This is a genomic window from Actinoplanes sp. NPDC051537, from assembly GCF_055586105.1.
In genome coordinates, this window is record NZ_JBVJIU010000006.1 from 35,795 (window position 1) to 60,314 (window position 24,520).

Annotated in this window: 19 protein-coding genes; 13 read left to right on the plus strand and 6 right to left on the minus strand. The window is 73.5% G+C overall.

Translation table 11 applies throughout. The features are described 5' to 3' along the window. Window positions 1-58: 58 nt before the first annotated feature. The 4 genes from ACZ6TB_RS15345 (at window position 59) to ACZ6TB_RS15360 (ending at window position 5,362) form a co-directional block, all read left to right on the plus strand. The gene (locus tag ACZ6TB_RS15345) at window positions 59-2,107 is read left to right on the plus strand and encodes a glycosyltransferase (protein WP_465554701.1); all 2,049 of its coding nucleotides are present in this window, start codon (window positions 59-61) and stop codon (window positions 2,105-2,107) included. After that, complete coding sequence (locus ACZ6TB_RS15350) at window positions 2,091-2,693, plus strand: hypothetical protein (RefSeq protein ID WP_465554703.1); 603 nt, start codon at window positions 2,091-2,093, stop codon at window positions 2,691-2,693. Before ACZ6TB_RS15345 ends, ACZ6TB_RS15350 begins: the two co-directional genes overlap by 17 nt. A 116-nt stretch (window positions 2,694-2,809) precedes the next feature. After that, window positions 2,810-4,324: a hypothetical protein gene (locus ACZ6TB_RS15355; RefSeq protein ID WP_465554705.1), complete on the plus strand. Its 1,515-nt coding sequence runs from the start codon at window positions 2,810-2,812 to the stop codon at window positions 4,322-4,324. 24 nt (window positions 4,325-4,348) lie between these two features. After that, window positions 4,349-5,362: an O-methyltransferase gene (locus ACZ6TB_RS15360; protein ID WP_465554707.1), complete on the plus strand. Its 1,014-nt coding sequence runs from the start codon at window positions 4,349-4,351 to the stop codon at window positions 5,360-5,362. On the opposite strand, the gene ACZ6TB_RS15365 is transcribed toward ACZ6TB_RS15360, so the two are convergent. Further along, on the minus strand, window positions 5,356-5,841 hold the full coding sequence (locus ACZ6TB_RS15365; RefSeq protein ID WP_465554708.1) for a CAP domain-containing protein: 486 nt from the start codon (window positions 5,839-5,841) through the stop codon (window positions 5,356-5,358). The genes ACZ6TB_RS15360 and ACZ6TB_RS15365 overlap by 7 nt on opposite strands. Window positions 5,842-6,063: 222 nt before the next feature. Between ACZ6TB_RS15365 and ACZ6TB_RS15370 the strand changes: the two genes are divergently transcribed. Beyond that, the gene (locus ACZ6TB_RS15370; RefSeq protein WP_465554710.1) at window positions 6,064-8,238 is read left to right on the plus strand and encodes a glycosyl transferase; all 2,175 of its coding nucleotides are present in this window, start codon (window positions 6,064-6,066) and stop codon (window positions 8,236-8,238) included. Next, window positions 8,235-8,909, plus strand: coding sequence for a hypothetical protein (locus ACZ6TB_RS15375; RefSeq protein WP_465554712.1), 675 nt, complete (start codon window positions 8,235-8,237; stop codon window positions 8,907-8,909). Before ACZ6TB_RS15370 ends, ACZ6TB_RS15375 begins: the two co-directional genes overlap by 4 nt. Here the strand turns inward: ACZ6TB_RS15375 and ACZ6TB_RS15380 are convergent. Continuing rightward, a complete protein-coding gene (locus ACZ6TB_RS15380; protein ID WP_465554714.1) occupies window positions 8,898-10,931 on the minus strand; it encodes an acyltransferase family protein in 2,034 nt (677 codons plus the stop codon). The genes ACZ6TB_RS15375 and ACZ6TB_RS15380 overlap by 12 nt on opposite strands. Before the next feature lie 55 nt (window positions 10,932-10,986). Here ACZ6TB_RS15380 and ACZ6TB_RS15385 point away from each other — a divergent pair, with 55 nt between their 5' ends. Genes ACZ6TB_RS15385 through ACZ6TB_RS15400 form a run of 4 tightly spaced genes read left to right on the plus strand, consistent with a single transcriptional unit; the run spans window position 10,987 to window position 15,525 of the window. Then, window positions 10,987-12,549: a hypothetical protein gene (locus ACZ6TB_RS15385; RefSeq protein WP_465554716.1), complete on the plus strand. Its 1,563-nt coding sequence runs from the start codon at window positions 10,987-10,989 to the stop codon at window positions 12,547-12,549. Next, complete coding sequence (locus ACZ6TB_RS15390; RefSeq protein ID WP_465554718.1) at window positions 12,546-13,511, plus strand: glycosyltransferase family 2 protein; 966 nt, start codon at window positions 12,546-12,548, stop codon at window positions 13,509-13,511. The genes ACZ6TB_RS15385 and ACZ6TB_RS15390 overlap by 4 nt, the downstream gene beginning before the upstream one ends. After that, a complete protein-coding gene (locus ACZ6TB_RS15395; protein WP_465554720.1) occupies window positions 13,508-15,031 on the plus strand; it encodes a hypothetical protein in 1,524 nt (507 codons plus the stop codon). Before ACZ6TB_RS15390 ends, ACZ6TB_RS15395 begins: the two co-directional genes overlap by 4 nt. Next, window positions 15,028-15,525: a GtrA family protein gene (locus tag ACZ6TB_RS15400; RefSeq protein WP_465554722.1), complete on the plus strand. Its 498-nt coding sequence runs from the start codon at window positions 15,028-15,030 to the stop codon at window positions 15,523-15,525. The genes ACZ6TB_RS15395 and ACZ6TB_RS15400 overlap by 4 nt, the downstream gene beginning before the upstream one ends. 705 nt (window positions 15,526-16,230) lie before the next feature. On the opposite strand, the gene ACZ6TB_RS15405 is transcribed toward ACZ6TB_RS15400, so the two are convergent. Further along, window positions 16,231-17,493, minus strand: a complete 1,263-nt coding sequence (locus ACZ6TB_RS15405) for a nucleotide sugar dehydrogenase (RefSeq protein ID WP_465554724.1) — start codon at window positions 17,491-17,493, stop codon at window positions 16,231-16,233. 15 nt (window positions 17,494-17,508) lie between these two features. After that, window positions 17,509-19,341, minus strand: a complete 1,833-nt coding sequence (locus ACZ6TB_RS15410; protein ID WP_465554726.1) for a stealth family protein — start codon at window positions 19,339-19,341, stop codon at window positions 17,509-17,511. 223 nt (window positions 19,342-19,564) lie between these two features. Here ACZ6TB_RS15410 and ACZ6TB_RS15415 point away from each other — a divergent pair, with 223 nt between their 5' ends. The 3 genes from ACZ6TB_RS15415 (at window position 19,565) to ACZ6TB_RS15425 (ending at window position 22,598) form a co-directional block, all read left to right on the plus strand. Beyond that, on the plus strand, window positions 19,565-19,828 hold the full coding sequence (locus ACZ6TB_RS15415) for a hypothetical protein (RefSeq protein ID WP_465554728.1): 264 nt from the start codon (window positions 19,565-19,567) through the stop codon (window positions 19,826-19,828). Window positions 19,829-19,909: 81 nt separating this feature from the next. Beyond that, on the plus strand, window positions 19,910-21,478 hold the full coding sequence (ffh, locus tag ACZ6TB_RS15420; RefSeq protein WP_465554730.1) for a signal recognition particle protein: 1,569 nt from the start codon (window positions 19,910-19,912) through the stop codon (window positions 21,476-21,478). A 43-nt stretch (window positions 21,479-21,521) separates the two neighbouring features. Beyond that, window positions 21,522-22,598 carry an amidohydrolase family protein gene (locus tag ACZ6TB_RS15425; RefSeq protein ID WP_465554732.1) on the plus strand — a complete coding sequence of 359 codons (1,077 nt, stop codon included), beginning with the start codon at window positions 21,522-21,524 and terminating at the stop codon, window positions 22,596-22,598. Here the strand turns inward: ACZ6TB_RS15425 and ACZ6TB_RS15430 are convergent. Both ACZ6TB_RS15430 and ACZ6TB_RS15435 read right to left on the minus strand, forming a co-directional pair. Further along, window positions 22,588-23,994, minus strand: a complete 1,407-nt coding sequence (locus ACZ6TB_RS15430) for an outer membrane protein assembly factor BamB family protein (RefSeq protein ID WP_465554734.1) — start codon at window positions 23,992-23,994, stop codon at window positions 22,588-22,590. The genes ACZ6TB_RS15425 and ACZ6TB_RS15430 overlap by 11 nt on opposite strands. Beyond that, the gene (locus ACZ6TB_RS15435; protein WP_465554736.1) at window positions 23,984-24,499 is read right to left on the minus strand and encodes a SigE family RNA polymerase sigma factor; all 516 of its coding nucleotides are present in this window, start codon (window positions 24,497-24,499) and stop codon (window positions 23,984-23,986) included. Before ACZ6TB_RS15435 ends, ACZ6TB_RS15430 begins: the two co-directional genes overlap by 11 nt. Between the last annotated feature and the right edge of the window lie 21 nt (window positions 24,500-24,520).

Below are 24,520 nucleotides of genomic sequence, written 5' to 3' on the forward strand. Positions count from 1 at the left end.
CGAGAGAGTCGGGTGAATTGTCCGTATCGCCCCCTTGGTTCCCATCGTTTGTCCCCGCGTGCCCCAGTACGACGTCGCCATCCTGTCCGACCTGCGATACCCGGGCGGAAACTCGGCGAGCATCGTGGCCGAGGTACGCGCCCAGGCCGCGGCCGGACTGTCCACCGTGCTCGTCCACCTGCCGTCCCCGCACCTCAAGCACGCCCGCCCGTTCCAGGCCCGGATCGTCGCCTGCCTGCGCGACGGCCTGGCCGACCTGGCCCACGACGACGGCGCCGAGATCACCGCGCGGGTGCTGCTGATCCGGCAACCGCGGATCTTCACCGAGGAACCGGCGTCGGTGCCCCGGATCCGGGCCGGGCACACGATCGTCGTGCTCAACCAGCCGCCCGGGGACGAGCGCCACGACCAGTGCTACTACGTCTTCGACGAGGTGCGCGAGCGGGTCGAGCGCCTCTTCGGCGGCGACGTGGTGTGGGCGCCGATCAGCCCGCACGTACGCGAGAACGTGCTCCAGGTGGCGCCGCGGGCGGCCCTGCCCGACACCGACTGGCACGAGATCATCGACGTCGACGACTGGGCCGGCGACCGGGTCCGCGAGCCGGGGCCGATCCCGGTGATCGGCCGGCACGGCCGGCCGGACGCCGTGAAGTGGCCGCGTGACCCGGGTGAGCTGCTGCAGGCTTACCCGGACTCGCCCGACTTCAAGGTGCGCATCCTCGGCGGCGGCGAGATCGGCGTGCAACGGCTCGGCCGGTTGCCGCGCTCGTGGGACGTCGTCGAGTTCGGGGCCGAGTCGCCCGAGGAGTTCCTGCGGACGATCGACTTCTTCGTCTACTTCCACGACCCCGACCTGGTCGAGGCGTTCGGGCGGACCATTCTCGAGGCGATGGCCAGCGGCGTGCCGGTGATCGTCGGCCCGCATTTCCGGTCCATCTTCGGCGAGGCGGCTCTCTACACCGACCCGGCGGGCGTACGCGGGCTGGTCCGCCGGCTGCATGCCGACCGGCCGGCGTACCGGTCCCAGGCCGACCGCGCCCGCCGGTTCGTGGCCGAGCGGTTCGGCAGCGCCTCGCACCTCACCCGGCTCGTCTCGCTCGGCGTGATGCCGCGCGGCGTCACCCGCGGCCCGGCCGAGCGCAAGCGGATCAGCCGCCAGTCCCGGCGCGTGCTGCTGGTCGGCGACGACGTGGCCCGCTTCCGGGCCATCGCCCGCCGCCTGCCGCCCGGCCTCGAAGCGGTCGTGGTGGCCGGCACCGGTGGTCTCGCCGACGCGCACGCGGCCGGCCTGCTCACCGAGTACCTGCCCGAGGCCGCCGACCTGGGCGTGCCGCACGCGCGGTGGACGGCGTTCGTCCGGGACCGGCTGCGGCACCTGGTCGAGCTCTACGGGCCGCGCGCGGTGCTGGTCGGCGGCCTGCCGCACGACGGGATCGTGGCCGCGATCGAGGACCACCCGCTGACCCGCTGGCTGTGGCTGCGCCCGGCCATGTGGCGGCGCGGGGCCGGCGGCGAGTGGGCGGCGCGGGGCGCGGCCTTCGCCGGCATCCTCGAGCCCGGCGAGTTCGCGGCGGCCGGCGACGAGGGCTGGACCACGACCGCGCGCAGCGGGGTGTCCACCGTCGACCCGATCACCGACCTGCCGGACCGGATCGCCCGCCGCGAGGGCCCCGACACGCTGCTCTGCCGCGGCGTCGAGGCCACGCTGCCCGGCTTCCGGGTCGTCGAGGCCGGCGCCGGCGACCTCGGCGAGGTCACGCTGGCCGTCTCCCGGGCCGACTACGCGAGCTTCCACGAGCTGCTCGGGGCGCGGGTGCCGACGGTCTTCGTGCCCGACCCGGAGGCCGCCGACGACGAACTGGCCCGGGCCCGCTTCGCGGCCGCGGCCGGGGTGGCCGTCTGCGCCACCGACGACGAGTCGGCGGCGGCCGAGCTGCAGCGACTGGCCGATCCGGAGGCGCGGGCCGCCCTGGCCCGCCGCTGCGCCGAGCTGTCGTTCGGCAACGGCGCCGGGGACGCGGCGGCATGGCTGGCCGGGCACTGCCGGGGCCGCGCGGCAGTGGGCGAGGCGGAAGCAGGGGAGGTGGATCGTGCCGGACACCGATGACCTGGCGCTGGCCCGCTGGGAGGTGGCCACGCTGACCGGGCGGCTGCGGTCGCTCGAGGCCGAGCGGGACGCCGCGGTGCTGGAGCGGGACATGCACCGGCAGCTGGCGGCGGCGCTGCGGCACAGCCGGTCGTACCGGCTCGGGCGGGTCCTGGTCGACCTCGTGCGCGAGCCGTTGCGTACCGGTCCCGCGCTGGCCGGACGGCTGCTGCGCCGGCGGCGCCCGGCCCCGGCCCGGCGCCGGCCCGCGGTGCGCGAGGTGCCGGCCCGGGTCTACGTGGCGGTCGGCCTGGACCTGACCGCCTCCCAGGAGCTGGTGCGGGCGCTGCGGCAGCGGATCGTGGTCGACGCCGACCACCTGCCGGTCGTGGTGACCGACCAGCCGGCCCTGCGCGGGATGCGGGTGCCGGGCGTGGTGCTCGAATACCTGCCCGACCCGGTGACCTGGTCCAAGCACGAGGCCGACGACTGGGAGGCGCTGCTGGCGGGCCGGGTCGCGCAGCTCTGCCGCGACCACCGGGCGGCCCGGGCCGTGGTCGTCGACCCGCGCGATCCGCCCACCCTGGCGAAGCTCCTGCGTCACTGACCACGTAGCCGCGTCGTTGGCGCAGCATGACCGCGCCATCGCCCAGCCTCGTGGCACCGCGGGTGCCCGGGTTCTCCGCGCCGTCCGTAGGACCAGGCGCCGGCAACGACACAGCGATGCGTTTCGTGGTCGAAGGGCCGCCCGTGGGTGCGCTCTGGCGGCGGGCACTGGCCAGGGCGGCGCTCGTGCCGTTCGTCGTCATGGCGCCGCTCATCGCGATGGCGCCGACCGCCGACCACAAGTACAACGTGTACTGGCACGGCGGCCTGTTCCGGGACAACCCGCTGCGGATCGTGCCGCACACCGTCGACTCGCTCCCGGGGTATCTGCGCAACGGCAACTTCCGGCCGCTGGGACGGATGCTCGAGAAGTCCGTCGACCTCCTCGCGTACGCGATGGGCGATCTTTTCGGTCTGCCGGCGAACGTCGCCTTCCGGCTGGTGTCGATCGCGGCCGCGATGCTGCTGGGTGTCGCGGCGCTCGTCCTGGCCGAGAGCGTGGTGTCGCGCGGGAAGCTGTTCCGGCAACCGCCGTCCACGCTGGCCGCGGTGACGCCGTTCGCGGTCGGCGCCGGGCTGGTCGCCGCCGGCCGGTCGAGCCCGGTGGTGCTCTTCGGCGGGCTCTACCTGACGACGGCGGCGCTGGTGCTGACGATCGCCGCGGCGGCGGCGCGGATCCGGCGAGTGCGACCGTGGGCGATCCCGCTGTTGGTGGCCGGCGGCGCGGCACTGGCGGCGTGCAACGAGCTCACCTACCTCGCGCTGCCGCTGGCCACGGTCGCGGCGGCGGCGCGCGGGCGGTGGGTGCTCGGCCGGCCGTGGCGGCGGATGCTGCCCGCCACCCTCCTGTTCGGCTGGGCCGGGTTCCTGCCGGTCTTCCTGGCGGTGCGGGTGGTCATCCAGCGCTACTGCGCGGCCGGGCCCTGCTACCACGGCTCCGACGTGGCGGCCGGTCCGGCCGTCCTCACGACCTTTCCCGTACGCCTGCTGGCCTGGTTGCCGCCGCTCTCCTGGCCGCAGGCGGTCCGGGGCGGCGGTGGCCTCTCCGGGGTGATCCTCGCCCTCGCCCTGGCCGCCCTCGCCGCTCTGGCCGGGCTCGCGATCCGCGACCTGCGCCGCCTCGGCGCGGTGAGCCGCCCGGCCGCCGCGGCCCTCGCCGTGGTCGCGTTCGCCCTGCTCGCCCTCGGCGCCGGGCTGGGCTCGCTGAGCGCCGACACCCAGGCGCTGGTGGCCGCCCACCGCTGGGGACAGGGCTGGCGCGACTCGGCGCTGACCATCCCGGCCGGGGGCCTGTTGCTCGCGGCCGCCACTCATCTGTTCCGGCCCCGGCGGCTGCTGCTCGGCGGCCTGATCGCGGTGCTGGTGGCCGGCTGCGCGGTCTCGGCCACGGTGAACAAGCGCTTCCGCGACACGGTGATGGAGTCGCCGATCGCCCGGCTCGACGACCGGCTCGCCCAGGCCGTCGTCGACTTCGACACCACGCCGGCCGGCGCGGCCGACCGGTGCGCGCTGCGGGCGCGGTTCTTCGCGCTCAACCCGGGCGGGGAGGGCCTGGCCCGCCGCTTCGACAAGTCGTTCGACGCGGCCGCCGAGCAGCGCGCCGGCGTGCCGTTCTGCCCCGTAACCCGATGACGGTGCCGACGTTGAGGTGATGTGATGATGAGCCGTTTGCGGAAGCTCAACCGCCGGCAGGCGGCCCTGGTGGCCGCCGCGGCCGTCCTCTGTGCCGCCGACGCGGGGTGCGCGCTGACCGGCCATCTCGGCCTGGCGCTGACCGTCCTCGGGGTCTTCCTGGCCGGCGTGGTCGCGTTGATGATGCTGCTCGCCCGCCGGCTGACCGCGCTGCTGGCGGCCAACCGGGCGGCCCAGCGGGACGTGCGTCAGGTGCTCGACCAGACCCAGCGGCGGCTGCTCGGCGCCGTCGAGGAGATGCTGCTGACGGCCGGCGACCGGCACCGGGAGCTCAGCGAGGCGCTGGCCGCGCAGCAGAAGGCGGCCGCCACCGGCACCGACCGGTTGCTGCGCGCGCAGACCGGCGAGATCGAGGCGCTCGTGCAGCTGTTCCAGGGCTTCACGCCGCGGGCGCCGATGCCGTCCTCGGGCGGGTTCGCGCTCAACCCCACCGACCTGCTCGACCTGCTGCATCTGATCCGCACCCGGGAGCCGAAGCTGGTGCTGGAGCTGGGCAGCGGCACTTCGACGATCTGGATCGCGTACGCGTTGCAGAAGTCCGGTGGCCGGTTGGTCTCGCTCGACCACGACCCCGGATACGCCGAGAAGACGCGGTCGGCGCTGGCCGCGCACGGGCTCACCGACGTGGCCGAGGTGCGCGACGCCCCGCTGCGCCCGGTCGTCCTCGACGGCCGCACCTTCCCCTGGTACGACACCGAGGCCCTGGCCGACCTGCGCGCGGTGGACCTGCTGCTGATCGACGGGCCGCCGGAGAAGACCGGGCCGGACGCCCGCTACCCGGCCATGCGGGTGCTCGAGGACCGGCTGGCCGACGCCGCGACCGTGGTCTTCGACGACGCGCACCGGCACGACGAGCAGGTCGCGCTGCGCAAGTGGGTGGAAACGATCGAGGGCCTCACCGAAGAAGGTGAGGCCCCGGGGCGGCACGCCGTTCTGTCGTACCGCCGGATCGTTCGTCAGCTCAGCACGGCTCAGTAGCCGAACTCCTGGGTGTAGTAGACCGTGCCCGACTTGGCGTAGACCGCGCCGACGCCGAGCGTGGTCGCCTTGCAGTTGAGGATGTTGGCGCGGTGCTCCGGGCTGTTCATCCACGCCTTCACGACCTCGACGCCGGTGCGGTAGCCGTAGGCGATGTTCTCGCCGGCCGGGGCCGGGTACCGCGCCGCCTTCTGGCGGGCGGCGAAGGTCGAGCCGCCGCGGCCGGCGTGGCTGAACGCGCCGGTCTGGGCCATGTACGTGCTGTGGCTGCGGGCGGCGGTGGTCAGCCGGGCGTCGACGTGCACCGGCTTGCAGCCGTTCAGCGTGCGCTGCTTGTTGGTCAGGTAGGCGACGTCGCCCTGGAGCTTGGCCTCGCTCACCACCGCGGCGTTCGCCGGCGCGGCGACCATGACCATGCCGAGCAGGGTGGCGGGGATCATCGCGATCAGGGCCAGACGCTGGGAGATCTTGGTACGCAAGTCGGACTGCCTCTCGGTGGTGGGCGCCCGGCTGCTACCGCCGGGTTCACCGACAAAGTTCGGCCCGGCCCGAGCGGTCATGACCCCTCCGCGGTTGCCTTGCCGGGGCCCTTGAGTTGCCGCCCGGTTGGCTAGCCGGGCCCGGTTGCCGTCACGGTGCGCGCCGGTTTCTCGTTGGGTTCTTTCGGGAGCTGGCCGCGCCGAACTAGGGAGAAACCGACCGTGTACGACGTGGCGATCCTGTCCGACTTCCGGTATCCGGGCGGCACCTCGGCGAGCATCGCGGCGGAGGTGCACGCGCAGGCCGAGGCGGCCCTGTCCACCGTGCTGGTGCACGTGCCGTCGCCGCATCAGCCCAAGACGCTGCCGTTCAGCCCGCGGATCAGCGAGCTGCTGCGGGACGAGGTCGCGGTGCTGGCCCGGGACGACGAGCCGGTCCGGTGCAAGCTGCTGCTCGTACGGCAGCCGCGGATCTTCACCGAGGATCTGGCCGTCCCGCCGCGGATCTCCGCCGAGCGGACGGTCATGGTGATCAACCAGCCGCCCGGTGACGCCGGCAACCCCTACCGCTACTACGACTTCGCGGCCGTACGCGACCGCGTGCACCGCTATTTCGGGCCGCGCGTGGAGTGGGCCCCGATCAGCTCGCAGGTGCGCGACCAGGTCCGCCAGGTCGAGCCGGACGCCCGCCTGGCCGCCGACGACTGGCACGAGATCATCGACGTGGCCCAGTGGTGGCGCGACCGGGACGGCTTCGTCGGCGACGTGCCGGTGATCGGGCGGCACGGCCGGGGCGACCCGGTGAAGTGGCCGCTCGACCCGGAGGCGATCCAGCGGGCGTACCCGACCGGCGACGAGTTCCGGGTGCGCATCCTCGGCGGCGGCGACATCGCGGTGCGGCGGCTCGGGCACCGGCCGGACAACTGGGACGTGGTCCCGTTCGGCGCCGAGTCGCCCGAGGAGTTCCTGCGCACCATCGACTTCTTCGTCTACTTCCACGACCCCGACCTGGTCGAGGCGTTCGGGCGGACCATCCTCGAGGCGATGGCCAGCGGCGTGCCGGTGATCGTCGGCGAGCACTTCCGGCCGACGTTCGCCGACGCCGCGCTCTACGGCGCCCCGGAGGGGGTGACCCGCCTGGTGCGTGAGCTGTACGCCGACCCGGCCCGCTACCGGGCGGTGGTCAACCGGGCCCGCGAGTTCGCCGAGCGCCGGTACGGCCACCAGTCGCACCTGGCCCGGCTGGCCGCGTTCGGCATCCGGCCGCGCATCTCCCCGGCTTCCTCGGTGGGCACCGTTCCGGCCGCCGCCGCGAGCTCCCGCCGGGTGCTGATGGTCAGCGACAACGGCGCCGGCATGGGCCACATCTCCCGGCTCATGGCGATCGCGCGGCGGCTGCCCGGCGACATGTCCGCGGTCATCGCCACCCAGTCGTACGCGGCCTCGGTCGCCCACGGCGAGGGCTTCCTGACCGAGTACATCCCGTCCCGCAAGGTGCTGCAGGCCGCCCACCCGCGCTGGACCGCCCTGCTGCGGGCCCGCCTGGCCCACCTGATCGAGCTGCACGAGCCGGTCGTGGTCGCGGTCGACTGCCTGCCCCACGCCGGCATCGTCGAGGCCGTCCGCGACCACCCGGAGCTGACCTGGGTGTGGGTGCGGCGGGCCATGTGGCAGCGCGGCGTCGGCGCCGACTGGATCACCGAGGGCAAGGTCTTCGACCACGTGCTCGAGCCCGGCGAGTTCGCCGCGGTCGTCGACGAGGGCCCTACCGTGGCCGACCGGGCCAACGCGGTGCAGGTCGAGCCGATCACGTTCCTCGACGAGAGCGAGCTGCTCGACCGGGCCGCGGCCCGCGCCGAGCTCGGCCTCGACGACCGGCCGGCCGCGCTGCTCCAGCTCGGCGCCGGGAACATCAACGACATCTCCTCGCCGATCAGCCGGATCTGCCGCCGCCTCACCGAGCACGGCTTCCAGCTGGTGCTGGCCGAGTCGACGATCGCCACCACGCCGATGCCGCACGTGCCCGGGGCCCGGGTGGTCAAGCTCTACCCGGTGAGCCGCTACCTGCGGGCGTTCGACCTGACGGTGAGCGCGGCCGGCTACAACTCGTTCCACGAGCAGATCGGCTTCGCGATCCCCACGGTGTTCCTGCCGAACACCGCGACCCGCCTCGACGACCAGGTCGGCCGGGCCCGCTTCGCGGCGGCCACCGGCGTCGCGCTGGTGGTCGAGGACCCCGGGTCGGCCGAGCTCGAGGAGGTGCTCGACCAGGCGGCCCGGCCCGAGGTGCGGGCCGGCCTGATCCACCGCTGCGGCGAGCTGGCATTCGAGAACGGCGGCGGCGCGGCCGCCGCGTGGCTGAGCGGGCTGCCGGCCCGCCGACGGAGGCTGACGTGAGCGACCTCAAGGTGCCGGGCCGTCGGGTGGTCCTCGACCCGCCCGAGCGGGCCCGCTGGGAGCTGGCCGCGATGGCCGGCCGGATGCGCTCGCTCGAGGCGCGGCTGGCCGAGGAGCAGGAGGGCGCCGAGACCGCCCGCAAGGAGCGCGACCGCGAGCGGCGGCGCTTCGAGAAGCTGCGGGACAGCGAGTCCTACCGGCTCGGCTACGGGCTGGTGTCGCTGGCGAAGGACCCGCTGCGGACGATTCCGCGGCTGACCCGCGCGGTGCTGCGCCGGTTGCGGGGGCGTCGTGCGGCGGGTGGGGCTTCGGGCGTACGCAAGGCGCCCGCCGCCGCCCAGCGGCCGCCGGCCCACCTCTACGTCGCCATCGGTCTCGACATCGCGGCGGTTCGCGAGTTCGTCCTGACCCTGCGGCAGCGCCTGCTGGTGAACCCCGACCACCGCCCGGTCGTGGTGACCGACTGCCCGTCCTTCGCGCTGCTGCGCGACCTCGGCGTGCTCATCGAGTACCTGCCGGACCGGGCCACCTGGGAGCGGCACCGCCCGGACCGCCCCTGGGACGACGTGCTCACCCAGCGGTTGTCCCGGCTCTACCGCGACCACGAGACGGCCCGCACCGTCATCGTGGACGCGGCCCAGCCGCCGTCGCTCGCCGACCTACTGCGGTAGTTCGCGGGCCAGCAGAGGCGCGAGCGCCGCGGCGTACGTCGTGGTCATGTGGTTGGAATCGCGGTAGACCAGGAGATTGCCGACCACCGCGGGGCAGGCGTCGGCGCAGAACCAGGCGGTCGGATCGATCACTCCGGCGTACCCGAGGAAGACCCCGCGCTGCTCCGGACCCCGCACCACCGCTCGCCGGCTTCGCGCGCAGTTCCCGGCGTGGCCGGCGTTGGCCGGCTCGGCCAGGCATTCCGGCACCGAGCTGCCCATGTACGGGGTGTCCGCGATCGCCTCGACCCGGGCGCCCGTCGCCCGCAGTTGCGCGAACGTGCTGTCCCAGGCGGCCCGCCACTGCGCCGCGACGTCGCCCGCGGGCCTGGCCGGCCGGTAGTTGAAGCTCGACCCGATGACCACTATCCGCGGGCGCAGGGCCGCGATCCGGGCCATCGCCGAGCGGTGGAACGCCGTGCATTCGGTGTACTCGCGCTTGAGCGTCTCGTGCCAGAGCGGCAGATCGGCGGCCGAGCACGAGCTCTTGGTCAGCTCGACCAGCCGCCAGTGCCGCTCGGTGGCGAGCCGTTCCATCGCCGGGAACCATTGCGCCGCATGCGAATCGCCGTAAAGGACGACGGTCTCGGCGCCCGCCGGGTCGCCGTAGACGCAGCCGGTGGGCGCGGCGGTGACCGGCACGTCGGCGTGGCAGCCGTCGTCCCAGACGCGCGGCCGGTCGCGGGCCGCCTTGGTGAGCGCGGGCGTCAGGTTGCCGGGCAGCTTGTCGAGGCCGCGGCTCGCCGCGATCGCCGTTCGCAGCGCGGCCGACGGGTCGGCGGCCTCCGCCAGCGCCACGCGCAGATCGTTCTGGCGGGCGCCGGCCGGGACGGCGTGCGGCAGCAGGGCGAGCGTCACCGCGACCGCGGCGACCGCGGCCGACAACGACGCGCCGAATATCAGGCCGCGTTTCCGGAGTGCCGGCCGATGCCGGAGCGGGTTCTCGACCGCGTGGTACGTGACCCAGGCGAGGCCGAGCGCGGCGGTCGCGAGGGCGGCCTTCCTCGGGACCGAATCGGTGGGGAGCAGCATCAGAACCGGCCAATGCCACAGGTACCAGCCGTAGGAGAGCCGGCCGACCTCCTGGAACGGGCGGATGCCGAGCAGCTGGTTGCCGCGGGCGGCGATCAGCACGACGGCGCCGGCCACCGGGATCGCGGCCCGCCAGCCGGGGTACGCGGTCGCGTCGTCGAAGGTGACCGCCGCCCCGACGATCGCGGCCAGCCCGGCCCAGCCGGCCCACCGCGGCAGCCGGGTTCCGGCCAGCGCCAGCAGCGCGCCCGCACCCAGCTCCCAGGCCCGGGTGTGCGGCCCGAAGTAGGCCCACGGCGCGCTGCGGGCGGTCTCGGTGACGCTCAGCGCGAACGAGACGGCGACCAGCACGCCGAGCACGACGGCGAGCGGCCGGCGACGCCGCCACAGATGGGCGGCGGCCATGATCAGCAGCGGCCAGACCAGGTAGAACTGCTCCTCGACGGCGAGCGACCAGAAATGCTGGAACGGCGAGGGCGGCCGGTCGGCGCTCAGGTAGTCGGTGCCGATCGAGGCGAAGCGGAGGTTCGCGAAGTAGCCGGCGGCCGAGAGCGCGTCCTTGCAGTACTCGCCGAGGCGCACCACGGGCAGCAGGAAACGAGCGGCGATCAGGGTGGTCACCAGCACGACGGCGGCGGCCGGCAGCAGGCGTACGGCCCGCCGGCAGTAGAACCTCGCGACCGAGATGCGACCGGTCCGCTCGGCCTCGCGCAGCAGCAGCGAGGTGATGAGGAACCCGGAGATGACGAAGAAGACGTCCACGCCGACGTAGCCGCCGGCCAGGCCCGGCACCCCGACGTGACCGGCCACCACCAGCAGCACGGCCACCGCCCGGAGGCCCTCGATGTCGGGGCGGAAGCCGTGGCCGCCGGGCAGCACCGAGGCCGGCAGCGAGTCGCGCTGGCTGGGCAGCCGGCGGGCGGGGGAATCCAGAGCCGCTACGTTGCGCACCCTCCACCCAACGCGCTTCTCGCAACTTTCGACTCGGCGTTTTCGTTGGGTCTTCGTGACCGCCGAGATCGTTGACGTGCCGCAGCAGGCCGGGCCGGCGGCCGTGCCGTCGCGGGCCGAGGCCCCGCCGGAACGGCCGTGGCGGGGGCTGTGGTGGCGGTGCGCGCTGGTCCCGCCGGTGGTGCTCGCGCCGCTGGTGACGCTGACCCCGTCGGCCGACCACCGGTTCAACATCTACTCGAACGGCGGCCTCTACCTCACCCATCCGTGGCGGTTGCCGGTCACCGCCGTCCGGACCGTCCCGCAGTTCCTCGACCTCGGGAACTTCCGGCCGATCGGCCGGGTCCTCGAATGGTCGCTGGACACCGCCGCGTTCGCGCTCACCGCCCTGTTCGGCATCCCGGCGAACATCGGCCTGCGGGTCGTCTCGTTCGGCGCCGCGATCGTGCTGACGATCGCGGCGGTGGTGCTGGCCGAGGCCGTCACCGCGCGACGGCGGCGGCTGTTCGGCGCACCGCCCTCGGTGGCGGCGGCCGTGCTGCCGTTCGCGATCGCGGCCGGTCTCGTGGCGGCCGGCCGGCTCAGCACCACCGTCCTGTTCGGCGGGCTCTACCTGACCACCAGCGCGCTCGTGCTCGGGACGGCCGCGTGGGCCTGCCGGGCGCGCCGGGCCGGCCCGCTGGTGGTCCTGGTGGGCGCCGCGCTCGCCGCCTTCAACGAGCTCGCCTACCTGGCCGTCCCGCTCGCCACCGCGGCCGTGCTGCTGCGCGGCCGGGTCGTGCTCGGCCTCGGGTGGCGGGAGGCACTGCGCGGTCCGTCGGCGCGCTTCGCGGCGCTGCTGTGGGTCGGCTTCCTGCCGGTCGCGGTGCCGGTGCGGCTGCTCATCCGCGATCGCTGCGCGGGCGGCGGCTGCTACGCCGGCTCGGACGTCGCGCTCGGCGGTGCGGCCGGGACGCTGCCCAACCGGCTGGTCTCCTGGCTGCCGCCGCTGATGTGGCCCCGCGCCACCGGCGGCCACCTGCCGCACCTGGCCGCCGCGGTCCCGGCGCTGGCCCTGATCGCGCTGGCGGTGCTGGCCTGGTGGACGCTGCGCGGCCTGCGCGAGCGGCGGCAGCTCGACCGCCGGCAGTCCCTCGGCCTGGCCGGCGTCGCGGTCGTGCTGCTCGTGCTGGGCGGCGCGCTCGCCTCGCTCAACGCCGAGGTGCAGGACCTGGCCGCGGCCGGCGTCTTCGGCCAGGGCTGGCGGGACAGCGGCCTCACCACGGTCGCCGGCAGCCTGCTCGTGGTCGCCCTGTGGCGGCGCTTCGTCCCCGTGCTGCTGGCCGTCCTGGTGCTCGCCGGGACAGTCTCGGCCGCCGCCAACGAGGACTTCCGGGACGCCACCGCCGGCGGCCGGTTCCCGTACCTCTACGACCGCATCGCGCAGGAGGTCGCCGGCTTCGACCGGACCCCCGCCGGCGACGTCCGCCGCTGCGCCCTGCGCGACGCCTTCATCCAGACCTCGACCGCGAATCACCACGGTGTGAACCAGCGGGAAGTGGAGCGCTTCGACATGAGTCTCGACCGGGCTACGCGGCAGCTTTCCGGCCGCCGCTTCTGCAATGCGGCGCCGCGATGACCGCGCTCGTGTCGGTGGTCGCGCCGATCTACAACGAGGGGCCGGGCGTCGACCGGTTCGTCCGCCGGCTGGGCCAGGTGCTCGGCGACGCCGGCCTGGCGTACGAGCTGGTCCTGGTCGACGACGGCTCGTCCGACGACTCCTGGGACCGGATCGTCCAGCACGCGCTGGCCGACGACCGGGTGCGCGGCATCCAGCTCTCCCGCAACTTCGGCAAGGAGCCGGCCGTCCTGGCCGGGCTCGAGCACGCGGCCGGGGACGCGGTCGTGGTCATCGACTCCGACCTCCAGCACCCGCCGTCGGCGATCCCGGCCATGGTGCAGCGCTGGCGGGACGGCGCGCACGTGGTCGAGGCGGTCAAGCGCAACCGCACCGGGCAGGGCCTGATCGGCCGGCTCGGCGGGAAGGCGTTCAACCGCGCGTTCACCCGGCTGACCCAGGTGGATCTGGTCAATGCCACGGATTTCCGCCTGCTCAGCCGTACGGCGCTGGATGCTCTTCTCCGCATGCCCGAGCATTCGTCGTTCTTCCGCGGCACGTCGAGCTGGATCGGCTTCCGGCGCGACACCATCGAGGTCGACATCGACCACCGCGAGGGCGGCGAGTCCCGCTGGACGTTCCGCTCGCTGTTCCGGCTCGCCGTCAACGGGCTCACCTCGTTCACGTCGGCGCCGCTGCACCTGGTCACGCTCGGCGGCCTGGCGTTCGCCGGTTTCGCGGTGCTGCTCGGCGCCCAGACGCTGATCCGGTGGCTGCGCGGCGGCTCGGTGGCCGGCTTCCCGACGGTCATCCTGCTGCTGCTGGTGATGGGCACGTTCGTGCTGCTCGGCCTGGGCGTGATCGGCGAGTATCTGGCCCGCATCCACGAGGAGGTACGCCGCCGGCCGCGCTATCTCGTGCAGGAGAAGTCGGCCCGGTCCGTCGCCGAGGTGCCCGAGCAGTGGGTGGCGGAGCGCAAGTGACCGCCACCCTGTCCGCGCCCGTCGTCGCCGGCCATGATCGGCGGGCGTGGCGTCAGCTCTTCGCCCGCTGCGTCACCGTTCCGCTCGCCGCGACCGCCCCGCTGATCAGCCTCGTCGCCGGCTCCGACCATCGCTACAACGTCTACTGGCACGGCGCTCTCGTGCAGGAGCACCCGCAGCGGCTGGTCACTCAGAACCTCAGAACCATTCCCATGTACGTCGACTTCGGGAACTTCCGTCCGCTGGGGCGCATGTTCGAATGGGCGATCGACGTCGCCGCGTACGTCTTCTGCGAGGTCACCCACCTCCCCGTGCAGGTCGGCCTCCGCCTGATGTCGGCGCTGGCCGCCGCGCTGCTCACCGCCGCCGCCGTGCTGTTCGCCGAGGCCGTCACCGGCCGCGGCCGCCTCTTCTCCGCCCCACCCGCCCGCACGATCGCCCTGCTGCCCTTCGCGATCGGCTGCTGCCTGTGCGCGGCCGGCGCCCTGAGCAGCACCGTCCTCTTCGGAGGCCTGTACTTCGGCACCGCCGCCCTGGTGCTCGCGGTGGCCGCCCTGGTCTGCCGGGCCCCCCGGCTCGGCGTCCTGCTCGTCCTGACCGGCGCCGCCCTGGCCGCCTTCAACGAGATGGCCGCGATCGCGCCACCCCTGGCCACCGCCGCCCTGCTGGCCCGCGACCGCCTGGTGCTCGGCGTCCGGCCGCGGCTTCGCCCCGCCCTGCTGCTGTGGCTCGGCTTCCTGCCCGTCTTCGTGCCGGTGCGGATCGCGCTGTTCCTGGCCTGCCGGGACGGCGAGTGCTACCGCAACTCCGACCTGAGGCTGGGCGCCGGCGTGCTGACCGCGCTGCCCAACCGCCTGACCGCGTGGCTGCCGCCGCTGCAGTGGGGCTCGGACTCCCCGTCACTCAGCCGGGTGGCGCTGACGGTGTGGATGCTGGTGTTCGCGGTGCTGTCCGTGCGTCTCTTCATGACGCTTCCGCGGCTGCCCCGCCTCGACCGCGCCCAGGCGACCGGTCTGGCCGCGGGCGGCGGCGCGCTGCTGTTGCTGGGCGCGCTGCTCGGCTCGGTCAACGAGCAGGGCCAGCTGGCCGCCGCCGACGGCCGCTGGGGCATCGGCTGGCGCGACAGCGGCCTCACCGCGGCCGGCGGTGCGCTGCTGCTGGCCGGCCTGCTCGCGCTGGTCGCACACCGCCACGTGAGCCGCGTCGCGCTGGTCGTCCTGGCCCTGCTCGGCGCGGGCACGGCCGCGGTCAACCAGGCCTTCACCCAGACGAGCAACCGTCTCCCGTACGCCACCCTGACCGCCCGCATGGCCGCCGAGGTGGCCCAGTTCGACCCGTCCCCGTCCGGCACGGCCCGCCGCTGCGACCTGCTCCGCCAGTTCGACGACATCTTCCGCCGTACGCCCTATTCGCGCTTCGCCTCGGGCGAGCTCCCCGGCACACACAGCGCCACCGACCGCATGGACGTGACCGCCTCGATGGCCACGCGCCAGATGTACGGCAGGCCGTTCTGCCGATGATCGCCCGCCTCTTCCGCTACGCCGTGAGCGGCGGCGCCAGCGCCCTGACCCACTTCGGCGTGGGCCTGTCCCTGACCTACGGCTTGAACGCGCGGCCCGTGCTGGCGTCCGCCGTCGGCTTCACCGCGAGCGTCGTCGTCTCGTACGTCCTGCAACATGCCTGGGTTTTCCGCTCGACCGCGACCCACGCCACCGCCGGCGCCAAATTCCTCACCGTGACCGCCGCCGCCTTCACCCTGAACACCACGGTTCTGTGGCTGGGCACCGAGGTCCTGCATGCCCCATACCCACCGGTGCAGGCCGTGGCCCTGGTCGCCATCCCGGTGCTGAACTATTCGCTCAACTCCCGCTGGACCTTCCGCGCGGCGCCCGCCCAGCTCCCGCCTTCGGCCGCCACACACCCACAACGCTTCCGTTTCGGCCCTCTCGACCCTCGCGAGCCTCGCGAGCCTCTCGACCCTCTCGACGAAGAGCCGCTTCACCACCAGCGCTGACCGCCCGCGGTGCGTCAGCTCTGCTTACTCATACGTGCGTGCGTCAGTCGCCGTTGTTCGCGTTGTGTCGCCTCGTCGGTCGCGCTTTGCTCTGCTTACAAATACGTGCGTCGCCGTGTGTTGCTCTGCTCACCACCGCGCACCGACAGCGTCGGCGTTGTCCACACCGTCGAGTTATCCACACCTCGCCACCGCACGCCCGTCAGAAATCACCGATTTCCGCGATAATGGCCAGCGGGGGCGCCCCCAGAGGTGGGCGGGTTGGGCCTGGTGGAGCGCGGTGGGATCTGCGGCTTGGCCGTGACCGGCCGGCGGGGCCTGCTACGGCCGGGCGGGATCTGCGACGGCCGGGCGGGGCCTGCGACGGCCGGGCGGGATCTGCGACGGCCGGGCGGGGCCTGCGACGGCCGGGCGGGGCCTGCGACGGCCGGGCGGGGCCTGCGACGGCCGGGCGGGGCCTGCGACGGCCGGGCGGGATCTGCGACGGCCGGGCGGGGCCTGCGACGGCCGGGCCTGCGACACGCGGGCTCGGGCGTATGACGGATAGCGCCACCGAGAGCTGCTGACCCGCCGACCGAGCCGCGCGAGCGGAGCCGCACTTCATCGGCTGACCAACGCGAATCGCCCGCCCAGCGGCCGGAGGCGGCCGCTGAGCGGAGCGATGCGCGTATTGGTAAGCAGAGCAAAGGGCGCCGGGAGTAAACCTCAGAGGCGGTGGGCGTCACGGACCGTGGTCACGCCGCGGGTGTCGAAGAAGCGCTTGGCGACGCCGGCCAGGTGGTCGGCGTCGTACTCGCGGTGGTGCTGCACCAGGATGACCAGGTCGGCGGCGGCCGCGGCGCCCTCGAGGTCGTCGGTTCGGGTCACCTCGACGTCGCCCACGGTCCAGGACGGGACGTGCGGGTCGTGGTAGAGGACGGTGGCGCCGAGGGCGGCTAACTGGCGGGCCAGGGGGGTCGCCGGGGACTCGCGCTGGTCGGCGATGTTCGCCTTGTAGGTCACGCCCAGCAGCAGGATCGTGGCGCCGTGGACGGCCTGGCCGTCGGCGTTCAGCAGATTCTGCGCGCGGCGGGCGACGTACGAGGGCATCGTCGCATTGATCTCCTGGGCGAGCTCGACGAAGCGGAACGGGTAGCCGAGCTTGCTGCGGACGTTGTGCGAAAGGTAGTTCGGGTCGATCGGGATGCAGTGCCCGCCGACGCCCGGACCGGGGTAGAAGGCCTGGAAACCGAACGGCTTGGTGGAGGCCGCGTGGATCACGTCCCAGAGGTCGATGTCCAGCTCGTGGCAGAACCGCGCCATCTCGTTGACCAGGGCGATGTTCACGTGCCGGTAGGTGTTCTCGAGCAGCTTGGCGGTCTCGGCCTCCCGGGTGCCGCGCGTGCGCACCACGGTGTCGACGAACCGGCCGTAGAAGTCGGCCACCCGGTCGGCGCAGGCGGAGGTGTAGCCGCCGACCACCTTGGGGGTGTTCCGCGGGCCGAAGCGCTCGTTGCCGGGGTCGATCCGCTCGGGCGAGAACGCCAGGTGGAAGTCGATGCCGGCGGTCAGGCCCGAGAGCTTCTCGAGCAGCGGGCGGACCACCTCGTCGGTGGTGCCCGGGTAGGTGGTCGACTCGAGGACGACCAGCATGCCGGGGCGCAGGTTGCGGCCGATCGCCTCGGTCGCGCCGACCACGGCGCGCAGGTCCGGGCCGTCACCCTCGGCGAGCGGGGTGGGCACGCAGATCACGGCGGTCCCGGCGGTGGAGATCAAATTCTCATCGGCGGTCGTACGGAACCCGCCGGCCAGCATCTCGACCACATCCGCGTCGCCGAGGTCGTCCACGTGCGACCGTCCCGCCGCGAGCGAGTCGACCACCCGCTGGTTGACGTCGAAGCCGAGGACCTTCATGCCGGCCCGGGTGGCCTGCTGCGCCAGCGGCAGACCCACGTATCCGAGCCCGAGCACCACAACATCAAATGTCACGAGATTTCCCCTAGGTCAGGCGATGGAGGTGTCGGAGGAGGGCTGAGCGGGCGGGGACGGCTGGGTGGGCAGCGCGATGTCCGGGTGCACCTGGTCGTCCGAGCCGGTGCTCTGCCGGGCCACCATCGGGGCGCGCGGCGCGACGGGGGCCGGCGCCGGCGGCAGCGCGGCCGTGGCCGGGCGGGGCGCGGCGAGCTCGAACGGGGACGGGAACGGCAGGTACTTGGGCAGGAACTCGGCCAGCAGCGCCGCCTGTTCGGTGGCGGCGTCGGCCGACGAGTCGGTGTCGTTGAGGCAGAACGCGTCCAGGTGCCGGTCGTGCAGCACCCGGGCCAGCCGCATCGGCGTCGCCGGGTCGGCCAGGTCGGTGTACATGTAGTTGATCTCGCCCGGGGCGGCCCGGCCGGTCAGGTACGAGTAGTACTGCTGGAGCGAGCTGAGCAGCGAGACGTCCTCGGGATGCCGGAACTGGTGCTCGGCCGTCGCGGTCACGTGCTCGGCGAAGCGCAGCTCGATCTCGGCCAGCACGCTGCGGCGCGACGGGTGCGGCGTGTGCTTCATCTTGCGGGTCAGCACCCGGCCGAACGCTTCCTGGATGAGCTTGCGGTTGTTCTTGCCGGCCGAGTTGACCGGCGCGTCCTCGGGGCTCCGCGGGGCCGAGTCGACGAGGGCCGTGGACGGGAAGAACCGGGTCAGGCCGCCGGGCGTGAAGAACATCTCGGGCGCCACCGGGCGGGCGATGAAGACGTCGTCGTTGAGGTAGAGGAAGTGCTCGGCCAGGCCCGGGATCCGGTGCAGCCGCGACTCGATGGCCTGCGAGTTGAAGGTGGGCAGCCGCCCGGTGTCGCCGAAGACCTCGCGGTGGCTCACCACGGTCAGGTCCGGCCGGGAGGTGTCCAGCCAGGCCGGCACCTGGTCGTCGGTGACCAGGAAGACGTGCCGCACCCAGGGGGCGAACGCGTGCAGCGCGCGCAGCGAGTAGCGGAGCTCGTCGCGGGAGGCGAACCGGGAGTCGTTGGCGGCCTGGCCGCTGACCTCCGACACCCAGCCGTTCTCGCTCAGGGCCGCGGCCTTGCGCTCGCGCCAGTCCGGGTCGCCGCCGTCCACCCAGGTGTAGACCACGTCGATCGGGAAGGCGATCCGGTCCGGGCTGACCATCGTGAAGATCTCGCGGGTCCGGTACGCGGCGGGGTCGCCGGGCGCGCTGAACGACCCGAAGACCGCCTCGGGGGCGTCCACGATGGGCTCGCCCAGGGGCACCACGTCGGCGACCGGGTTGCTGCGCGGTCCGACGAGGTTGCCGTCCACGGTGCGCCAGAACTCGATCTCGCAGCCGTACTCCGGGCCGAACACCAGGGTGCCGCCCGGATCGGTGACGGGCCGGCTCAGCCGCAGCACGGCGGCCTTGCGCCGGCCCCGGCGGCCGTGACTGCCCTGCGGGCGGACCACCTCGAGCAGGCCGGCGTCGCTCGCGCTCAGGGTCTCGAGCAGGGCGATCACCCGGTTGCGGTCCTCTTCCCGTACGGCCACGGCCGAGCCGGTGAGCGAGTCGATCGGGATGCGGAACCACTCGATGGTCGCCGTCTCGAGAGCCGTCACGACCCGGTCGAGGTTCTCCCGCCGTACGCCCGCCGGTGTTGCCCGATCGGTGACCCGGGCCGAGACGCGCCCCAGCCCCGCCCGGCCCCGCGCCAGCGCCGCGCCGCCCCCGGCCAGCGGAACCACCCGCCGTGCCGTCGCCAGCCGCCGCTCGGCCGGCAGGTAGCGCAGCAGCTTGTGCTGCACGCCGGCCAGTACGCGGCGACGCACCGGCCAGGGCGTGTGTCGCAGGATCCGCCGTATAGGCACGCCGTCGTCCTTCCGCCCGGGGTCCGTCGTCACAAGGCCTCAACGGCGCTCCCGGCCCGAGGTTGCGGTGGATATCGGTACGGACACGCACTTTCGTGACGCCTGATATCGCCGGTATACGCCGTTTGATGGCTGTTGCGCGGGTAAACGCGGGTGCTCGACCCCTACGGGTGCGGTCAGGGTTACGGCCGATGGGCAGGGTTGCTCGGCTGAGGCATGGTGGATGGGCGAGGTTGTCAAGGTGGGGGAGGACCCGATGGGCAAGGCTGTGGCATTTCTGGTCGCGCTGATCCTCGGCGTGATCGTGGTCGGCTGGGTGGTCAGCTCGCTGCTCGGGCCGGCGCTGTTCTACCTGATCGTGGGCGCGCTCGCGGTCGGCGGCGGGCTGTACGTGTACGGCAAGGTCAAGAAGTCGATCGCCCCCGGCACCCGCACCCAGCGGCGTATCGAGGCCGCGCAGAAGACCTACCGCATGCGCAACCGGTGAGCTTTCGCACGGGCGGCTAGGCTTGGCGGTATCGCCTTCACTTCTGACCACCGGGCAGAGCTAGCTAAGGATTAGCGCACCGTGTTTGACACTTTGAGTGACCGCCTGTCCGGGATCTTCGGGAAACTCCGTGGCAAGGGCCGGCTCACCGATGCCGACATCGACGCCACCGCGCGCGAGATCCGTCTCGCGCTGCTGGAGGCGGATGTCGCGCTGCCCGTGGTCAAGTCCTTCATCTTCAACCTGAAGGAACGCGCCCGGGGCGTCGACGTCTCCCAGGCCCTCAACCCGGCGCAGCAGATCATCAAGATCGTCCACGAGGAGCTCATCAACGTCCTCGGCGGCGAGGGGCGGCGGCTGCAGTTCGCCAAGAACCCGCCCACCGTGATCATGCTGGCCGGTCTCCAGGGTTCCGGTAAGACCACGCTGGCCGGCAAGCTGTCCCGCTGGCTCAAGGGCCAGGGGCACCAGCCGCTGCTGGTCGCGGCCGACCTCCAGCGCCCCAACGCGGTCAACCAGCTCCAGGTGCTCGCGGGCCGGGCCGGCGTCGACGTCTACGCGCCGCAGCCCGGCAACGGCGTCGGCGACCCGGTGCAGGTCGCCAAGGACTCCATCGAGTACGCGCGGCGCCAGGCCAAGGACATCGTCATCGTCGACACCGCCGGCCGCCTCGGCATCGACGCCGAGATGATGCAGCAGGCGCGCGACATCCGCGACGCGGTCAGCCCCGACGAGGTCATCTTCGTCATCGACGCCATGGTCGGCCAGGACGCGGTGCAGACCGCCGAGGCGTTCCGTGACGGCGTCGGCATCACCGGCGTGGTGCTCTCCAAGCTCGACGGCGACGCCCGCGGTGGCGCCGCGCTGTCGGTCCGGCACGTCACCGGCGAGCCGATCCTCTTCGCGTCGACCGGTGAGAAGCTCGAGGACTTCGACCTCTTCCACCCCGACCGGATGGCCAGCCGCATCCTCGGCATGGGTGACGTGCTGACGCTCATCGAGCAGGCCGAGCAGGCCTTCGACGACGAGCAGAAGGAGAAGATGACCTCCAAGCTGCTCGGTGGCGAGCAGTTCACCCTGGAGGATTTCCTCGAGCAGCTGACCGCCGTGCGGCGGATGGGCCCGATCGCCAACATTCTCGGCATGATGCCCGGCATGGGCCAGATGAAGGCCCAGCTCGACGAGCTCGACGACTCCCACTTCGACCGGGTCACCGCGATCATCCGCTCGATGACCCCGCAGGAGCGCACCAACCCGAAGATCCTCAACGGCTCCCGCCGGGCCCGCATCGCGACCGGCTCGGGCGTGACGGTCATGGACGTCAACCAGCTGCTCAACCGCTTCGCCGACGCGCAGAAGATGATGAAGCAGATGACCGGCATGATGGGCCTGCCCGGCGCCCGCCGCAAGGCGACGAAGAGCCCGAAGAACAAGCGCAAGGGCACGAAGGGCGGCTCGAACCGTCCCCGCGCCGGCGCCGGCGCCGGCGGCGGTGGCCTGCCCGCGGGCTTCCCGGGCGGCATGCCCCAGCTGCCGCCGGGCTTCGACCCGAACGCCCTGGGCGGCGGGGGTGCGGGCGGTTTCAAGCTCCCGAACATCGACTTCAACAAGCTGACCAAGCAGCCCAAGAAGGACGACGACAAAGGCTGACCCGGCCCGTCCGGTGACCCCGTGATCGGGTAGGACTGTCCCTATGGCATTCCATGTGCGTGGGGCGGTGCTGCCCGACGGTGCGGTCCGGGATCTGTGGCTGGTCGGGGACCGGGTCACGTATGAGCCCGTTGCCGACGCCGAGACCATCAGTGCGGGTGGCTACATCGTCCCGGGGCTGGTGGACGCGCACTGTCACCTCGGCATCGCCTACGGGGCCAAGCCGATCACCGACCTCGACCAGGCGCGCGAGCTGGCCGCCGTCGACCGGGATGCGGGAGTGCTCGCGCTGCGGGACGCGGGGTCGCCCTATCCGTATCCGGAGCTGGATGACGAGCCGGGGATTCCGCGGCTCGCTCGGGCCGGGCGGCACGTCGCGCCGCCGCGGCGGTATCTGCGGGACATCGGGATCGAGGTTGCGGCCGAGGACGTCGCGGCGACCGTCACCGCGCAGGCCAAGGCCGGCACCGGGTGGGTCAAGATCGTGGGGGACTGGATCGACCGGGGGGTCGGGGACCTCGCGCCCTCGTGGGATGCGGCGACCATGACGGCCGCGGTCGAGGCGGCGCACGCGGCGGGGGCTCGGGCCGCCGTGCACACGTTCTCCGAGGAGGGCGTGGAGATCATGGTGCGGGCGGGGGTCGACTCGGTCGAGCACGGCACCGGGCTGTCGGTCGACCTCATCGACGAGATGGCGCGGCGGGGGACCGCGCTCGTGCCCACGATGATCAATATTCGGACGTTCGGGACGATCGCCGAGCAGGCGCGCGAGAAGTTCGCCGGGTACGCGGACCACATGGTCGCGCTGCGGGACCGGTTTCCGGCCGTGGTGCGGGCCGCGCACGAGGCGGGCGTGCCGATCTTCATCGGGACCGACGCCGGCGGCGGCATCCGGCACGGGCTCGCGGCCGAGGAAATGCTGATCATGCAGGAGGCGGGGCTGCCGGCCGCCGACATCATCGCGTCCGCCTCGTGGAAGGCGCGCGAGTGGCTGGGCTTCCCGGGGCTGGTCGAGGGCGGCCTCGCGGACCTGGTGGTCTACGAGGCCGACCCCCGCGTCGACCTGCGCGTCGTGCGGGCGCCCTCGCGGATCGTCCTGCGCGGCGCCGTCATCCGGTAAGGCTCCAGATGCGCACGCCGGTCGCCACCGGGCAGATCAGGCGCTCGGTGGTGTGCACGCACCGGCCGTTCCGGGTCGGCACCTCGCCCAGCCGGGTCAGGTGGCGGTCGGCGATCCGGACGGTCGTGACCGTTCCCTCGGCCGCGGGCGGCAGCACCAGCAGCGTGTCCGGGGTCAGCCACTCGACCTGGGCGTCCGGGGTACGGAACACCGGGCGGCCGGCCGCGTCGTAGAGGACGGTCGTGCCGCCGCCGCTGACCAGGATGTTGCCGGCCAGCGCGGAGAGGCCCCCGGCGCCGTCCGGCCCGGCCACCCGCCAGAGCGTGCGCCGCGCCGCCAGGTCGATCGCCGCCACCGTGGTGGGTCCGTCGCCGGCCCGATCCAGCACGCAGAGCCGGTCGGCGCCGCACACGTCCAGGCCGCCGAGGGTGTGGCCGGCGCCCTCGCTGAAGGCAACGGCCGTGGTTCCGGTGCCCAGGTCGGTGTCGCGGATCCGGTAGCCGGTGGTGCCGCAGCACCCCGCCTCCTCGGACAGCAGGTGGCCGTCGATCACCGCGAGGGTGCCGTCCGGGCGGGGCGTGCCGATCGGGACGGATCGCCGCAGCGTGCCGGTGCCCACGTCGCGCACCAGAGCCTGGCCCGACCTGGTCACCTGCACGAAATCGGTCCCGGCATAGTTGTCCGGCGCCATCTCGCCCGCGGCCCGCATGCCCAGGGTTCGCCGCGGCGGATCGGCCCCGGCGTCGAGCCACCAGCGCCTCGCCCCGGTCGCCCAGTCGAACGCCTCGGTCCGGCCCGCCGCGGTCGAGCGCACCAGCGCCCGGTCGTGCGGGACGAGCGCGTCGCCCTCGCCGAGCGGCAGCTGCCAGAGCTTCCGGCCGTCGGACGGGCGCAGCACGGTCGCCACCCGGCGGGTCGTCCCGCCGTCGTCGCTGTCGATGACGACCAGCACGCCGGCCGGCGCCACGCGCAGGTTGGCCTGGGTGGCGTTCCGGCCCACCTCCGGGTCGGTCCAGGCCACCGCGCCCGTCCGCGGGTCGACGGCGTTCACGGCGACCCGGCCCGCGGCGTCCTGCCACATGGTGAACACGCGCCCGTCCGCGATCGCCGACCATGTGTCGCGCAGCGAGCCGGCGAACGGGAGCAGGGGCCCGACCTCCGGCAGCGCGTGGCTCGAGGGGGCGGGGCCGATCGGGTGGTCGTCCCGCTGCGCCCGGGTGATCATCCCGGCCACGCCGGCCGTCACGAGGCACACCGCGATGGCGGCGGACAGGGTCGCGGCCCGGTTGCGGCTGCGCTGCCGTCCTCGCTGCCGAGCCCGGTCCGCCGTGCCGAGCGGTATGGCGTCGGCCTGCCGGGCGAGGTCGCTGAACAGGTCGTCGAGGTCAACGGGCATCGGGTTGTCCTTCCCCGGTCAGGGCGGGTTCGAGCGGGCCGAGCACCTCGGCCAGGGCGGCCCGGCCGCGGGACAGCCACGACTTGACCGTGCCGGTCGAGACGCCGGTCTCCGCGGCGATCTCGGCCACCGAGCGATCGAGCAGGTAGTGCAGGGCCAGCGCCCGGCGGTGGATCATGGGTAGGGCGCGCATGGCGCCGACCAGCAGCACGGTGTTCTCCGAGGGCGGCGGCGAGGGCGGCGGTGGCGGGTCGGCGGCGGTCCGGGCGCGACGCACGCCCAGGCGGCGCCGGCGGTCGGTGGCGAGACGGTTGACCACCATCCGGAGCCAGGCCTCCTGATTCTCGTACGCGGCCAGCCGTCGCCAGCGCTGCCAGGCTCGCGCGTACGCCTCCTGCACCAGGTCCTGCGCCTCGGCCGGGTCGCCGGTCAGCCCGTACGCGTATCGGGCCAGGCGTCGCGAGGTGTCCCGGTAGAACGCGTCGAACTCATCGGTCCCTGTCATCTCCACCGCCCTTCTACCTAG